This is a genomic window from Streptomyces tubercidicus (assembly GCF_027497495.1).
Taxonomy (GTDB): Bacteria; Actinomycetota; Actinomycetes; order Streptomycetales; family Streptomycetaceae; genus Streptomyces; species Streptomyces tubercidicus.
Window position 1 is genome coordinate 2,149,079 of record NZ_CP114205.1, and the last position, 15,727, is coordinate 2,164,805.

A 15,727-nucleotide genomic window follows, 5' to 3' on the forward strand; every position below is an offset into this window, starting at 1 on the left:
CATCGCACACCGTCCCGGTGCACGATTGGGGCGGAAACACACGTGACCGGCATCCTTGGGTGCGGCGAAGGTAAGTAACCTGGCATACGGCTGTCCACCGCCCCGGCCATGGAGCACGGGCGGCGGGACGAGCACAACAGGTATTCGGAGGGGCGCCGCGACCATGGGGGAGCAGATCACCGACACACGCATGAGGAGACCAGTGATCACCGCGCGGGCCGCCGCAACCTTCGAGCCGGTCGGGCGCTCCGTCGCCACTGCCCGTGCGTTCGTCCGCGACACCCTCCAGGGCTGGGGCTGCGCCGACATCGTCGACGACGCCGTCGTCCTGACCAGTGAACTGGTCACCAACGCCGTGGTGCACGCCGGCACCGCCGCCGATGTGCTGTGTCTGCGCAATGACGGCGGAGTACGGATCTCCGTCGCCGACCGCTACCCCGAACGGGAGATCCCGCTCCAGAACGCCGGCCAGGTCGTCGTCCACCCCGACCGCGAGGGCGGCCGCGGCCTGCTGCTGTGCGGCGCGCTGGCCACCCGCTGGGGCGTCGAGTACACCGCAGCGCAAAAACACGTGTGGTTCCAGCTCGACCTCCCCGAGCGCCCGGCCGGCACCCGCTCCGCCGGCCCCGCGCTGCCCGTCGACGCTCTCCCGGTCACCGACGCCCGGGTCCGCGTCGCCGTGATCCAGATCGACCGCGGCGGCTGCATCAGCTTCTGGAACGAGGACGCCCAGGACCTCTTCGCCTACGACCCCGAGCAGGTCATCGGCAAACCGCTCACCGACTTCGCCGCCTGGCCGCACACCCCCGGCACCGGCACCGGCATCGCCGAGGCGCTCCAGCTCTCCCGCTGGGAGGGCTCCTACGGCATAAGGGGCGCCGACGGCCGGGTCGTCCCCGTCTACGCCTCCCACCTGCGCGTCCGCGACGCCGACGGCGAGGCCTCCACGGTCTGCCTCCTGGTACGCGACCACGAACGCGCGATCCTGCAGAGCCCGCAGCGCACCCCCGCCCCGGACGCCGCCTCCCAGGCCGCCCAGGCGGAGGGACGCCCCTCCGACCCGTTCGAGGTCTTCATCGGCTCCCCGGCGCCGGACGACCTCGACGGCCTGCTCCAGCGCACCGTCGAACGCGCCCGCGACATGCTCGACGGCGACGCCGCCTACCTCCTCCTGGCCACCGACGACGAGACCGAACTGGAGGTCCGCGCCTCCACGGGCCTGCCCTCCGCCCGCCAGCGGTTCGCCCGCGTCCCCGTCGAAGCCGGATCCGGACGCTACGGCTCCGCCCGGATGCCCGCCGTCCACGAGGACCTCACCGCCGTCCCCGGCGCCGTACCCCTCCTCAGCGGCACGGGCATGCGCTCCGTCGTCACCGTCCCGCTCAAGGTGGAGGGCCGGCTGACCGGCTCCCTCGGCGTCGCCGCGGAGGGCGCGGGCCGCTACACGAACGAGCAGGCGCTACGGCTCCAGTTCGCCGCCGACCGCATCGCCCTCGCCGTCGAACGCGCCCGCCTCACCGAGCTGGAGAAGCTGCGCCGCGGCTCCCTCTCCTTCCTCGTCGAGGCCTCCGACCTCCTGGCCGGCACCCTCGACCGCGACCAGACCCTGGCCCTGATGGCCCAGATGACGGTCCCCACCCTCGCCACGTGGTGCGCCGTCTACACCGTCGCCGACCAGACCTCCGAGCCCGAACTCTCCTACGTCCTGCACGAGGACGAGGACCGTATCGACGGCCTCAAGACCCTGCTGATGAAGGTCGATCCGCCCGAGCCGGTGCCCACCCCCGGCGCCCGGGTCTGGACCGCACCCAGCGACGCCGCGCACGACGCCGCGCTGCGCACCTCGATGCGCACCCTCGGCCTGGGCAACTCCGCCCGCCCGTCCACCGGTCCGGGCACCACACTTGCCACCGCCTCCGCCGTAGGCGGCGAGACCGTCGTGCTCCCCCTCGTCGCCCGCAACCGCGTCATCGGCATGCTCACCCTGGGCAAGCCCACCGAGGAGCACTTCCGCCAGGAGATCCTGGAACTGGCCGAGGACCTCTCCCGCCGGGCCGCACTCGCCCTGGACAACGCCCGTCTCTACTCCGAGCGCACGGCCATCAGCCAGTCCCTCCAGCGCAGCCTGCTGCCCCCGGAGGAGCCGCACATCCCCGGCGTCGAGGTCGAGGTCATCTACCGCGCGGCCGGCGAGGGCAACGAGGTCGGCGGCGACTTCTACGACGTCTTCCCCATCCGCGACGGCGCGTACGGCTTCGCCATCGGCGACGTCTGCGGTACGGGCCCGGAGGCCGCCGCCGTCACGGGCCTGGCCCGGCACGCCCTCCGCCTCCTCGCCCGTGAGGGCTTCGGCGGCCCGGCCGTCCTGGAGCGCCTGAACGCCGCCATCCTCGACGAGGGCGCCCGCAGCCGCTTTCTGACGCTCCTGTACGGCGAGCTGTGGCCGCAGGACGACGGCAGCGCCCTCCTCAAGGTCGTCTGCGCCGGCCATCCCCTGCCGCTCCGGCTGCGCCAGGACGGCACGGTCGAACCGGCCGCCGAACCCCAGCCGCTCCTCGGCGTCATGGACGACCTGGAACTCTACGAACAGACCGTCACCCTCGATCCCGGTGATGTCCTGCTGTGCGTCACCGACGGCGTCACCGAACGCCGCGAGGGCACCCGCATGCTCGGCGACGACGGCCTCACCGACGTCCTGACGACCTGTACGGGACTGACCGCCGGCGCCGTCGCCGCCCGCGTGCTGCGCGCCGTGGAACGCTTCGCCGCCGAACCCGCCTCCGACGACATGGCCATCCTCGCCATGCGCGTCCCCGAGTTCCAGACCAGCTGACCCCAGGGGCAGCGGCCCGTGTGAACCAGCTCACAGCCGACCGGCCGCTGCTCCTGTCACCACCTGCACCCTTGCGTACGGTGCAGGACACCCTTGCCAAACGTGCACTGGAGTCATCCCCAACGGCCGCCCACGATACGGAGCATGACTTCCACCCCCGCCGGCTCTCCCGGTGACCTGCTCGCCGTCGTCAGCCAGACCGGACCCACCGTCACCTTCTTCGACGCCGCCACCCACGAGCGCCTCGATGTGCTGAACGTCCCGCCGCAGCCGCACGAGCTCTGCTACGACCCGGACCACCGGCTGCTGTACTGCGCCAGCACCTACCACTCCGGCTACTACCAGGCCCACGGCGGCCGGGCCCACCAGATCACCGTCATCGACGTCGACACCCGCACCATCGTCGACACCCTCGACACCAGCCCCGACCACGCCCCGCACGGCCTGGCCCTGGACCGCACCCGCGGCCGCCTGTACGTCACCGTCGAGGCCACCGACACCGAGCCAGGCGGCATCCTGGTCCTGGACACCCGCACCCACGCCCGCCTCGGCCGGATCTCCACGATGGCTCCCGGCCCGCACTGGTTCGCCCTCACCCCCGACGGACGGCACGGCTACGCCACCAACAAGGAAGCCCCGTTCGTCTCCGTCGTCGACCTCGACCGCGGCACCTGCACCGGCCGCATCCCGGTCCCCGGCAGCGAAGACCTCGCCGTCGCCCCTGACGGACGCCATGCCTATGTGGCCGCTCCCAAGGCCGACTTCGCCGCCCCGCCCTCGGCACCGACGGGCATCCGTGTCATCGACACCACCACCCACGAGATCGTCCGCACCCTCCCCACCAAGGGACAGGTCATACCGGTCCACGCCACCTCCACGGGCCTGCTGCTGGCCGGGGAACCGCGCACGGACACCACACCCGGCGGCCCGGTCGGCAGCCAACTCCCGGGAATCCTGACCGTCTTCGCCGCCGACACCCTCACCCCCCTGGGCGAGGTCGAGGTCGGCCGGCTCCCCCTGACCATCACCTCTTCCCCCGACGGCCGCCTCGGCTATGTCTCCGGAAATCTCTCCAGCACCGTCACCGTCGTCGACCTCACCACCCTGAGCCTGCTCGCCACCCTGGAAGTCGACCGCACCGACATTTCCGGCGCCCACGGGCTCGCCTATATCGAAGCCCCGCAAAACTGACACACACGCTGCAGACCGCGTCCCGATACGAGAAAGGCCCCCGCCAAGTGGCGGGGGCCTTTGCCCATTTGGAGCCCCAATACGGAATCGAACCGTAGACCTTCTCCTTACCATGGAGACGCTCTGCCGACTGAGCTATTGGGGCGCGGCAGCGGAATAGATATTACCCCAACTCGGCGGCAGGTTCGAATCGCCCGGCGTCACGTGCTCAAAAGGCCGGCTGCAGCAATCCACCGAGCGCGTTGCAGGCACCGACCATCTTGTGCAGCTCACGCCGCGTCATCCCCGCATGCACGGGCAGCGCCAGCGTCTCGTCCACCGCCCGCTCGGTCTGCGGCAGAAACACATCACGCCGCAGCCCCGGCATCCGGTACACCGGAGCCAGTACGGGCACGCTGCATGGCACACCCTTGGCCCGCAACGTCCGCGCGAACGCGTCCCGGTCCGGCCGCCCATTACCCGGCACCCGCACCACATACTGCTCATAGGTGTGTCCCACCGCCGGCGTCGGCGTCCGGACCCCGTTGAGCCTGCCGTCCAGATACGCCGCATGCGCCCGACGCAGCTCCGCGCCCTCGGGGTCGGCTCCCGGCTCGTCCTCCAGCAGCACCAGCAGGCCGTGCCGCTGGCCCACTTCGCGGATCCAGCCGGCGTCCGCCGGCCGCCCGAAGCGATTGACCGCCACCACGGCGGCGGTCTGACTCGTCACCACGTCCGCCACCGCGGCCGGATCGAGGCAGTAGCTGTCGCCGTCCACATCGGCGAACACCGGCACCGCGCCCAACTCGACGACGGCGCGGGCCACATCGGCGCTGCCATACGCCGGCACCACCACCTCGTCACCCGCACGCACACCGGCTGACCTGAGCGTTCCTACTGTCCGCATGACACGGATCCTGGCCAGCTGAGATGAACTTCGAGTTACGCCCATCACCCGGGGGACAGAACAAAAAAGCTCCGGTCCCTGAACCAGAGGTTCAGGGACCGGAGCTGAAAAATTGTTCGGCGGCGTCCTACTCTCCCACAGGGTCCCCCCTGCAGTACCATCGGCGCTGAAAGGCTTAGCTTCCGGGTTCGGAATGTAACCGGGCGTTTCCCTAACGCAATGACCACCGAAACACTATGAAGTTAACCAACCCGGACATTGACACAGGTCGTTACTTCAGAACCTACACAGTGGACGCGAGCAACTGAGGACAAGCCCTCGGCCTATTAGTACCAGTCAACTCCACCCGTTACCGGGCTTCCATATCTGGCCTATCAACCCAGTCGTCTACTGGGAGCCTTAACCAATCAAGTTGGTGGGAGCCCTCATCTCGAAGCAGGCTTCCCGCTTAGATGCTTTCAGCGGTTATCCTTTCCGAACGTAGCCAACCAGCCATGCCCTTGGCAGGACAACTGGCACACCAGAGGTTCGTCCGTCCCGGTCCTCTCGTACTAGGGACAGCCCTTCTCAAGACTCCTACGCGCACAGCGGATAGGGACCGAACTGTCTCACGACGTTCTAAACCCAGCTCGCGTACCGCTTTAATGGGCGAACAGCCCAACCCTTGGGACCGACTCCAGCCCCAGGATGCGACGAGCCGACATCGAGGTGCCAAACCATCCCGTCGATATGGACTCTTGGGGAAGATCAGCCTGTTATCCCCGGGGTACCTTTTATCCGTTGAGCGACGGCGCTTCCACAAGCCACCGCCGGATCACTAGTCCCTACTTTCGTACCTGCTCGACCCGTCAGTCTCACAGTCAAGCTCCCTTGTGCACTTACACTCAACACCTGATTGCCAACCAGGCTGAGGGAACCTTTGGGCGCCTCCGTTACCCTTTAGGAGGCAACCGCCCCAGTTAAACTACCCACCAGACACTGTCCCTGATCCGGATCACGGACCCAGGTTAGACATCCAGCACGACCAGAGTGGTATTTCAACAATGACTCCACAACCACTGGCGTGGCTGCTTCAAAGTCTCCCACCTATCCTACACAAGCCGAACCGAACACCAATATCAAGCTATAGTAAAGGTCCCGGGGTCTTTCCGTCCTGCTGCGCGAAACGAGCATCTTTACTCGTAATGCAATTTCACCGGGCCTATGGTTGAGACAGTCGAGAAGTCGTTACGCCATTCGTGCAGGTCGGAACTTACCCGACAAGGAATTTCGCTACCTTAGGATGGTTATAGTTACCACCGCCGTTTACTGGCGCTTAAGTTCTCAGCTTCGCCATGACGAATCATGACTAACCGGTCCCCTTAACGTTCCAGCACCGGGCAGGCGTCAGTCCGTATACATCGCCTTACGGCTTCGCACGGACCTGTGTTTTTAGTAAACAGTCGCTTCTCGCTGGTCTCTGCGGCCACCACCAGCTCACACTGCAAGAGTGATCACCAGCAATGGCCCCCCTTCTCCCGAAGTTACGGGGGCATTTTGCCGAGTTCCTTAACCATAGTTCACCCGAACGCCTCGGTATTCTCTACCTGACCACCTGAGTCGGTTTAGGGTACGGGCCGCCATGAAACTCGCTAGAGGCTTTTCTCGACAGCATAGGATCATCCACTTCACCACAATCGGCTCGGCATCAGGTCTCACCCACATGTCATCCGGATTTGCCTAGATGACGGGCTACACCCTTACCCCGGGACAACCACCGCCCGGGCTGGACTACCTTCCTGCGTCACCCCATCACTCACCTACTACCACCTTGGGTCAGCGGCTCCACCACTCCCCTCAACTCCGAAGAGATCAGGGCGGCTTCACGGCCTTAGCATTAATGGGCTCGATGTTTGGCGCTTCAAAGCGGGTACCGGAATATCAACCGGTTGTCCATCGACTACGCCTGTCGGCCTCGCCTTAGGTCCCGACTTACCCTGGGCAGATCAGCTTGACCCAGGAACCCTTAGTCAATCGGCGCACACGTTTCCCACGTGTGTATCGCTACTCATGCCTGCATTCTCACTCGTGAACCGTCCACAACTCGTTTCCACGGCTGCTTCACCCGGCACACGACGCTCCCCTACCCATCACCACACCCGTTAGGGCTGTTGTGGCAATGACACGACTTCGGCGGTGTGCTTGAGCCCCGCTACATTGTCGGCGCGGAATCACTTGACCAGTGAGCTATTACGCACTCTTTCAAGGATGGCTGCTTCTAAGCCAACCTCCTGGTTGTCTCTGCGACTCCACATCCTTTCCCACTTAGCACACGCTTAGGGGCCTTAGTCGATGCTCTGGGCTGTTTCCCTCTCGACCATGGAGCTTATCCCCCACAGTCTCACTGCCGCGCTCTCACTTACCGGCATTCGGAGTTTGGCTAAGGTCAGTAACCCGGTAGGGCCCATCGCCTATCCAGTGCTCTACCTCCGGCAAGAAACACACGACGCTGCACCTAAATGCATTTCGGGGAGAACCAGCTATCACGGAGTTTGATTGGCCTTTCACCCCTAACCACAGGTCATCCCCCAGGTTTTCAACCCTGGTGGGTTCGGTCCTCCACGAAGTCTTACCTCCGCTTCAACCTGCCCATGGCTAGATCACTCCGCTTCGGGTCTTGGGCACGCTACTCAACGCCCTCTTCGGACTCGCTTTCGCTACGGCTTCCCCACACGGGTTAACCTCGCAACATACCGCAAACTCGCAGGCTCATTCTTCAAAAGGCACGCAGTCACGACACAAGGACAAGTCCTTGTGCGACGCTCCCACGGCTTGTAGGCACACGGTTTCAGGTACTATTTCACTCCGCTCCCGCGGTACTTTTCACCATTCCCTCACGGTACTATCCGCTATCGGTCACCAGGGAATATTTAGGCTTAACGGGTGGTCCCGCCAGATTCACACGGGATTTCTCGGGCCCCGTGCTACTTGGGTGATTCTCAAGCAAGCCGCTGATGTTTCAGCTACGGGGGTCTTACCCTCTACGCCGGACCTTTCGCATGTCCTTCGCCTACATCAACGGTTTCTGACTTGCCTCACAGCCGGCAGACTGTGAAAGAGAACTCCCACAACCCCAACCACGCAACCCCTGCCGGGTATCACACGTGACTGGTTTGGCCTCATCCGGTTTCGCTCGCCACTACTCCCGGAATCACGGTTGTTTTCTCTTCCTGCGGGTACTGAGATGTTTCACTTCCCCGCGTTCCCTCCACACTGCCTATGTGTTCAGCAGCGGGTGACAGCCCATGACGACTGCCGGGTTTCCCCATTCGGACACCCCCGGATCAAAGCTCGGTTGACAGCTCCCCGGGGCCTATCGTGGCCTCCCACGTCCTTCATCGGTTCCTGGTGCCAAGGCATCCACCGTGCGCCCTTAAAAACTTGGCCACAGATGCTCGCGTCCACTGTGCAGTTCTCAAGCAACGACCAGCCACCCACCACCCCAACCCGAAGGCTGAGTTCACTGGGGCCGGCATCGCGAAGGTCCAGACTCATGTCCGTACCCTCAGATACCCAACAACGTGCCCGGCCCACTCGATCCATCACCACGTTCCACGCCGAAGCAGTACTAGTGACAACCAATCAAGTGCGCCGAATAGTCAACGTTCCACCCATGAGCAACCAGCATCAGACATTCGCTGATGTACTGGCCTCTGACCAACCGAAGTTGGTAAGAAGTGCTCCTTAGAAAGGAGGTGATCCAGCCGCACCTTCCGGTACGGCTACCTTGTTACGACTTCGTCCCAATCGCCAGTCCCACCTTCGACGATTCCCTCCCACAAGGGGTTGGGCCACCGGCTTCGGGTGTTACCGACTTTCGTGACGTGACGGGCGGTGTGTACAAGGCCCGGGAACGTATTCACCGCAGCAATGCTGATCTGCGATTACTAGCAACTCCGACTTCATGGGGTCGAGTTGCAGACCCCAATCCGAACTGAGACCGGCTTTTTGAGATTCGCTCCACCTCGCGGTATCGCAGCTCATTGTACCGGCCATTGTAGCACGTGTGCAGCCCAAGACATAAGGGGCATGATGACTTGACGTCGTCCCCACCTTCCTCCGAGTTGACCCCGGCAGTCTCCTGTGAGTCCCCATCACCCCGAAGGGCATGCTGGCAACACAGAACAAGGGTTGCGCTCGTTGCGGGACTTAACCCAACATCTCACGACACGAGCTGACGACAGCCATGCACCACCTGTACACCGACCACAAGGGGGACCCTGTCTCCAGGGTTTTCCGGTGTATGTCAAGCCTTGGTAAGGTTCTTCGCGTTGCGTCGAATTAAGCCACATGCTCCGCTGCTTGTGCGGGCCCCCGTCAATTCCTTTGAGTTTTAGCCTTGCGGCCGTACTCCCCAGGCGGGGAACTTAATGCGTTAGCTGCGGCACGGACGACGTGGAATGTCGCCCACACCTAGTTCCCAACGTTTACGGCGTGGACTACCAGGGTATCTAATCCTGTTCGCTCCCCACGCTTTCGCTCCTCAGCGTCAGTATCGGCCCAGAGATCCGCCTTCGCCACCGGTGTTCCTCCTGATATCTGCGCATTTCACCGCTACACCAGGAATTCCGATCTCCCCTACCGAACTCTAGCCTGCCCGTATCGAATGCAGACCCGGGGTTAAGCCCCGGGCTTTCACATCCGACGTGACAAGCCGCCTACGAGCTCTTTACGCCCAATAATTCCGGACAACGCTTGCGCCCTACGTATTACCGCGGCTGCTGGCACGTAGTTAGCCGGCGCTTCTTCTGCAGGTACCGTCACTCTCGCTTCTTCCCTGCTGAAAGAGGTTTACAACCCGAAGGCCGTCATCCCTCACGCGGCGTCGCTGCATCAGGCTTTCGCCCATTGTGCAATATTCCCCACTGCTGCCTCCCGTAGGAGTCTGGGCCGTGTCTCAGTCCCAGTGTGGCCGGTCGCCCTCTCAGGCCGGCTACCCGTCGTCGCCTTGGTAGGCCATCACCCCACCAACAAGCTGATAGGCCGCGGGCTCATCCTTCACCGCCGGAGCTTTCCACCACCAGACCATGCGGTCGGTAGTCGTATCCGGTATTAGACCCCGTTTCCAGGGCTTGTCCCAGAGTGAAGGGCAGATTGCCCACGTGTTACTCACCCGTTCGCCACTAATCCCCTCCCGAAGGAGGTTCATCGTTCGACTTGCATGTGTTAAGCACGCCGCCAGCGTTCGTCCTGAGCCAGGATCAAACTCTCCGTGAATGTTTACCCGTAATCGGGTGACACTCGCGTTGAGCGGAACAACCAGGCGGAATAGGCCCGGTCGTTCACAGCGTCCTCGCTGTGTATTGCCTACCGTCACACATGGTGTCGGCAGGACTTTCAAAGGAACCTCATCTCCCGGATGTTTCCGGTCGACGGGGTATCAACATATCTGGCGTTGACTTTTGGCACGCTGTTGAGTTCTCAAGGAACGGACGCTTCCTTTGTGCCTTATCGGTTCTGATTGACTCAGTACCGGGCTCTCCGGGCGCTTCCCTTCGGTCTTGCGTTTCCGACTCTATCAGATCCTTGCGGTTCCGATTTTCGCCGGTGCGTTTCCACCTTCCGGCTTCTTCGCGGTTCCAACCTTACCAGATCCGTTTCCGTCTCTGGCCCCCTGTTGGAGCGGGGTCGGCCGCTTCGCTTTCGCTTTTCGGCCTTTCCGACTTTAGCAGATCCGATTTCGTTCCGTTTCCGGTTCGAATTCGTTCCGATTTCCCGTCGGAGGGGGGTGCCTTTCGGCTGATCCGACTTTATCAGATTGCTCTGGGTCGGAATTCCGCCCGGCTTCGCGGGGAACTCCGTACGCATGGCGCGCGGCGCTTCCCGTTCAGGCGGAGCCGTAAACGTACTGGAGCGGGGCGCCCGGATGCAAATCCGGGCGCCCCGCTCCCACTTGCGTACGTTCGTATGGCTCTGTCCGTCAGACCTCGACGACCACGGGGAGGATCATCGGGCGGCGGCGGTAGTTGTCCGACACCCACTTGCCGACCGTGCGGCGGACCAGCTGCTGGAGCTGGTGGGGCTCGGTGATGCCGTCCTGTGCCGACTTGGACAGGGCCTCGTCGATCTTGGGCATCACACCGGAGAACGCGGCGTCGTCGATGCCCGAGCCACGGGCGTGGATGTCCGGGCCGCCGACGATCTTGCCGGTGGTGCTGTCCACGACCACATAGACCGAGATGATGCCCTCGTCGCCGAGGATCCGGCGGTCCTTGAGGTGAGCCTCGGTGACATCGCCGACCGAGAGGCCGTCGACGTAGACATAGCCGGCCTGGACCTTGCCGACGATCTTGGCGACGCCGTTGACCAGGTCGACCACCACGCCGTCCTCAGCGATGACGATCCGGTCCTTCGGGACGCCGGTCAGCGCGCCCAGCTCGGCGTTGGCCCGCAGATGGCGCCATTCGCCGTGCACCGGCATGAGGTTCTTCGGCTTGCAGATGTTGTAGAAGTACAGCAGCTCGCCGGCCGAGGCGTGGCCCGAGACATGGACCTTGGCGTTGCCCTTGTGGACCACGTCCGCGCCCCAGCGGGTGAGGCCGTTGATCACGCGGTAGACCGCGTTCTCGTTGCCCGGGATGAGGGACGAGGCCAGGATCACCGTGTCGCCCTGGACGATCCGGATCTGGTGGTCGCGGTTGGCCATCCGGGAGAGGGCGGCCATCGGCTCACCCTGGGAACCCGTGCAGACCAGCACGACCTCGTCGTCGGGGAGATCGTCGAGCGTCTTGACGTCGACGACCAGGCCGGCGGGGACCTTCAGATAGCCCAGCTCGCGGGCGATGCCCATGTTGCGGACCATCGAGCGGCCGACGAAGGCGACCCGGCGGCCGTACTCATGGGCCGCATCGAGGATCTGCTGGATGCGGTGCACATGGCTGGCGAAGCTGGCGACGATGATGCGCTTCTGGGCATTGGCGAACACCGTGCGCAGGACGTTGGAGATGTCCCGCTCGGGCGGGACGAAGCCCGGGACCTCGGCGTTCGTGGAGTCGGAGAGGAGAAGGTCGATGCCTTCCTCGCCGAGTCGCGCGAAGGCGGGGAGGTCGGTCAGGCGGCGGTCCAGCGGGAGCTGGTCCATCTTGAAGTCGCCGGTGTGCACGACCATGCCCGCGGGGGTGCGGATCGCGACGGCCAGGGCGTCCGGGATCGAGTGGTTGACCGCGACGAACTCGCAGTCGAACGAGCCGATCCGCTCGGTGTGCCCCTCCTTGACCTCAAGGGTGTAGGGGCGGATGCGGTGCTCCTGGAGCTTGGCCTCGATGAGGGCGAGGGTCAGCTTGGAGCCGATGAGCGGGATGTCCGGCTTCTCGCGCAGGAGGTAGGGGACGCCACCGATGTGGTCCTCGTGGCCGTGCGTGAGCACGATGCCGTCGATGTCGTCGAGGCGGTCCCTGATGGACGCGAAGTCCGGGAGGATCAGGTCGATTCCGGGCTGCTCCTCCTCGGGGAAAAGCACTCCGCAGTCGACGATCAGCAGTCGGCCGCCGTATTCGAAGACCGTCATGTTGCGGCCGATTTCACCCAGGCCGCCGAGGGGGGTGACGCGCAGGCCACCCTTGGGAAGCTTCGGCGGGGCGCCGAGCTCAGGATGCGGATGACTCAAAAGACTCTCCTCACCACACGCGCCACGCTGCCGTCGAGGGCACGTGGCGCGCATGACATTCGTGCACTTGCTATAAGGCGGTTGTTGGTCCGTATTCAGTTATGAAGTCTGTGATCAGAGCTGTACCCCGCCGGCGGCGAGATCGCGCGTCAGCTGCTCGGTCTCCTCGGGGGAGAGCTCCACGAGCGGCAGCCGCAGCGGACCGGCCGGCAGCCCCTGGAGGCCGAGCGCCGCCTTGGTCGTGATGACGCCCTGGGTGCGGAACATGCCGGTGAAGACGGGCAGCAGCTTCTGGTGGATCTCGGTGGCCTTGGTGACATCGCCGTTGAGGTGGGCGTCCAGGAGGGCGCGCAGCTCGGGGGTCACGATATGGCCGACCACGGAGACGAAACCGACGGCGCCGACCGAGAGGAGCGGGAGGTTCAGCATGTCATCGCCGCTGTACCAGGCCAGGCCGGAGCGGGCGATGGCCCAGCTGGCGCGGCCGAGGTCGCCCTTGGCGTCCTTGTTGGCGACGATCCGGGGGTGTTCGGCGAGCCGGACGATGGTCTCGGTGTTGATCGGGACACCGCTGCGGCCCGGGATGTCGTAGAGCATCACCGGCAGCTCGGTGGCGTCCGCGATGGCCGTGAAGTGGCGGAGCAGACCCTCCTGCGGGGGCTTGCTGTAGTACGGCGTCACCGCGAGCAGGCCATGGGCTCCGGCGTCCTGGGCGGCGCGGGCCAGCTCAAGGCTGTGGCGGGTGTCGTTGGTGCCGGCTCCGGCGACCACAAAGGCCCGATCGCCCACCGCATCGACCACGGCGCGGACCAGCTGCGCTTTTTCCGCATCGCTGGTGGTCGGGGATTCTCCGGTGGTGCCGTTGACGACGAGGCCGTCGTTGCCGGCGTCCACCAGATGGGCAGCGAGACGCTGCGCGCCGTCGAGATCGAGAGCGCCATCCGCCGTGAATGGCGTGACCATGGCGGTCAGCACCCGCCCGAAGGGGGTCTGCGGTGTGGAAGTCGGAGCCATGGGTCCCACGCTACTCGTAGCTCACCGCGGGATGCGCCTCTGGGGAGCAGGGATGTGGACACCGGCACTGCCTGCTCGGGGGTTCAAGCAGTGCCGGGTCCGTCTGTTCAGCGTAGATGAACTTCTCAAAATGCCGCAATCCGGACACTTCGCACGTCTGTCCTGCGCGCTCCGGTAATCGGCCTGCGGCCTGGGCCTTAGGGGGCGATCCGGCCGTTCGCATTGAATGCGCCGTACGTGAGCGGCATGAGCCCGGCCCAGTGGGCCTCCATCTGCTCGCCGACCATTTCGATCTCGCGCTGAGGGAAGGACGGGACCTTCGCCTGCTCGTGCTGCGTCCGCAGGCCGAGGAAGTGCATCAGCGAGCGGGCATTGCAGGTCGCGTACATCGAGGAGAACAGGCCGACGGGGAGCACCGCGCGGGCGACCTCGCGGGCGACACCGGCGGCGAGCATCTCCTCATACGCCTCATAGGCCCGGCGGTACGAGTCCTCCATGACGCCGCTGGTGAGCTTGTACTGCTCGGGGGTGCCCTCGACGAATTCGTACTTGCCGGGGCGGCCCTGCTGGACGAGCTTGCGGGACTCACCCGGGACGTAGAAGACCGGCTCCAGCTGGCGGTAGCGGCCGGATTCCTCGTTGTACGACCAGCCGACGCGGTGCCGCATGAACTCGCGGAAGACGAAGATCGGCGCGCTGATGAAGAACGTCATGGAGTTGTGCTCGAAGGGGCTGCCGTGCCGGTCCCGCATCAGGTAGTTGATCAGGCCCTTGGAGCGCTCCGGGTCCTTCTGGAGCTCCTCAAGGGACTGCTCACCGGCCGTGGAGACACGGGCCGCCCAGAGCACATCGCTGTCCGCGGCGCTGTGCTTGACCAGCTCGACCGTCACCTCGCTCCGGAAGCTGACGGCTGCACTGTCGGGGCTCTCAGTGCTCTCGGCGGGGGTCTGGGACACCGGCGGTTCCTTCCATTCGTTCCTCGTGCGCGACCAGCCTACGACCCGCCACTGACAGCCCGGGAAATACGACGTGATGCCGCGTTAGCCGCAAAACGGGCGCTCTGTAGCAGCCTGCGGAGCGGCAGTTGATATTTTTCACAGAAGTCTCTGAAAACGGGCACCAACCGGACGCCTCAGACGTCTATCCCTGTGAAAGTGCCCACCTTCGAGGTTCCTAGGAGAGCCCGCTCATGTTCCGCCGGCGAGAGCCCGTCCCGTTCGCCTTCGTTGCCGAGGCAGACCGGTTCCGCAGCAACGTCACTCCCCCGCCGCGTCAGCGCGCTTCCCGCTCGCAGCGCCTCGGCCAGTCTCTCATCATGCTGACAGTCATGGGCGGCCTGGCCGGCTCCCTGGTGTTCGGCATTCCTGCCCTGCAGCAGGACAGTTCCGGGCCGAGCCGGGTGCATCAGTCCGAGGCGCATCGCTGATCGGGTCGGCGGGGCGTGCCGGGAAGTGGTTCCGCTCCGCCGGTCCCGATAACCTCACGGGTCACAGCATCAGCGTGCCCATGAGTGAGGATCAGCCGTGCCCCTGCCCTTCCTGACGGCCGACCGCGACCTCGACACCGGTGCCGCGGAATCCGCCGCACTCCCGCATGACGAGCCCGACCACTGGCGCCGTCCCTACCGCCCCGGACCATGGCGGGTAGGGGCGGCGGCGGTGCTTCTGCTGCTCGCCTCGTTCGTCCTGCTCTCCGCGATGATCATCGCGATGGCCGGTTCGCTGCCCGGTGCCGCGGTCTGTGCGGTGGTCGGGGCGCTGGTGGTCGCCCTCGCCGTACGGCTGCTGCGGGTCGGCCTGTGGGTCAGCGCGCGGGGTCTGCGGCAGGTGAACCTGCTGCGGACGGCGACCGAGCCCTGGAGCTCGGTCACTTCCGTGCGCACTCGCCAGCAGCCGGTGCGCTGGCTCGGGCTGCCGCGGACCGTGCAGGGCCAGGCCCTGATCATCGAGCGGACCACGGGTGAGCCGCTGCGGACCCTGGTCACCGACCACAACGGGGACTTTCTGTCCCGTCCGGAAGCCTTCGAGCGGGCCGCGGACGTACTGGAAGCCTGGGCGGCCGAGCACCGCGACTGAGGCGCGGGGGCCCTTGTCCGCCGTGGTGCCCTCCGGACACCGCGGCGAACCCCCGCGGATCAGGACCCGTCCGGCCCCGCTCC

At 65.1% G+C, this 15,727-nt stretch carries 8 protein-coding genes, 1 tRNA gene and 3 rRNA genes; 4 read left to right on the plus strand and 8 right to left on the minus strand.

Features of this window, described 5'->3' with window-relative positions; all coding sequences use genetic code 11:
- Positions 1 to 163: 163 nt before the first annotated feature.
- A complete protein-coding gene (locus tag STRTU_RS09070; protein WP_371873576.1) occupies positions 164 to 2,833 on the plus strand; it encodes a SpoIIE family protein phosphatase in 2,670 nt (889 codons plus the stop codon).
- Between the two features lie 144 nt (positions 2,834 to 2,977).
- Positions 2,978 to 4,024, plus strand: a complete 1,047-nt coding sequence (locus STRTU_RS09075; protein ID WP_159743073.1) for a YncE family protein — start codon at positions 2,978 to 2,980, stop codon at positions 4,022 to 4,024.
- A gap of 69 nt (positions 4,025 to 4,093) precedes the next feature.
- On the opposite strand, the gene STRTU_RS09080 is transcribed toward STRTU_RS09075, so the two are convergent.
- The 8 genes from STRTU_RS09080 to thyX form a co-directional block, all read right to left on the minus strand.
- A tRNA-Thr gene (locus STRTU_RS09080) sits at positions 4,094 to 4,169 on the minus strand.
- A gap of 63 nt (positions 4,170 to 4,232) precedes the next feature.
- Positions 4,233 to 4,910 (minus strand): DegT/DnrJ/EryC1/StrS family aminotransferase, encoded by a 678-nt coding sequence (locus STRTU_RS09085; protein WP_159743074.1) that lies wholly within the window; start codon positions 4,908 to 4,910, stop codon positions 4,233 to 4,235.
- A gap of 114 nt (positions 4,911 to 5,024) precedes the next feature.
- A 5S ribosomal RNA gene (gene rrf, locus STRTU_RS09090) occupies positions 5,025 to 5,141 on the minus strand.
- Positions 5,142 to 5,216: 75 nt separating this feature from the next.
- A 23S ribosomal RNA gene (locus STRTU_RS09095) occupies positions 5,217 to 8,336 on the minus strand.
- Positions 8,337 to 8,637: 301 nt separating this feature from the next.
- Positions 8,638 to 10,166, minus strand: a 16S ribosomal RNA gene (locus tag STRTU_RS09100).
- The 16S, 23S and 5S rRNA genes sit together here, the layout of an rRNA operon.
- Positions 10,167 to 10,869: 703 nt before the next feature.
- Positions 10,870 to 12,555, minus strand: a complete 1,686-nt coding sequence (locus tag STRTU_RS09105) for a ribonuclease J (protein ID WP_269777344.1) — start codon at positions 12,553 to 12,555, stop codon at positions 10,870 to 10,872.
- Between the two features lie 114 nt (positions 12,556 to 12,669).
- Positions 12,670 to 13,569 (minus strand): 4-hydroxy-tetrahydrodipicolinate synthase, encoded by a 900-nt coding sequence (dapA, locus tag STRTU_RS09110; RefSeq protein WP_159743076.1) that lies wholly within the window; start codon positions 13,567 to 13,569, stop codon positions 12,670 to 12,672.
- Between the two features lie 197 nt (positions 13,570 to 13,766).
- Complete coding sequence (thyX, locus tag STRTU_RS09115; protein ID WP_159743077.1) at positions 13,767 to 14,525, minus strand: FAD-dependent thymidylate synthase; 759 nt, start codon at positions 14,523 to 14,525, stop codon at positions 13,767 to 13,769.
- Positions 14,526 to 14,758: 233 nt separating this feature from the next.
- On the opposite strand from thyX, the gene STRTU_RS09120 reads away from it, so the two are divergent.
- Together STRTU_RS09120 and STRTU_RS09125 are read left to right on the plus strand one after the other, a co-directional pair.
- A complete protein-coding gene (locus STRTU_RS09120; RefSeq protein WP_159743078.1) occupies positions 14,759 to 14,995 on the plus strand; it encodes a hypothetical protein in 237 nt (78 codons plus the stop codon).
- Positions 14,996 to 15,092: 97 nt separating this feature from the next.
- Positions 15,093 to 15,644: a PH domain-containing protein gene (locus tag STRTU_RS09125; RefSeq protein ID WP_159743079.1), complete on the plus strand. Its 552-nt coding sequence runs from the start codon at positions 15,093 to 15,095 to the stop codon at positions 15,642 to 15,644.
- Positions 15,645 to 15,727 lie beyond the last annotated feature (83 nt).

What these genes read in the sequence shown, in the direction of transcription:
- STRTU_RS09120 (WP_159743078.1), top strand. Translation starts at nt 14,759, where the DNA reads ATGTTCCGCCGGCGAGAGCCCGTCCCGTTCGCCTTCGTTGCCGAGGCA.
- dapA (WP_159743076.1), bottom strand. Translation starts at nt 13,569, where the DNA reads ATGGCTCCGACTTCCACACCGCAGACCCCCTTCGGGCGGGTGCTGACC.
- STRTU_RS09070 (WP_371873576.1), top strand. Translation starts at nt 164, where the DNA reads ATGGGGGAGCAGATCACCGACACACGCATGAGGAGACCAGTGATCACC.
- STRTU_RS09075 (WP_159743073.1), top strand. Translation starts at nt 2,978, where the DNA reads ATGACTTCCACCCCCGCCGGCTCTCCCGGTGACCTGCTCGCCGTCGTC.
- STRTU_RS09085 (WP_159743074.1), bottom strand. Translation starts at nt 4,910, where the DNA reads ATGCGGACAGTAGGAACGCTCAGGTCAGCCGGTGTGCGTGCGGGTGAC.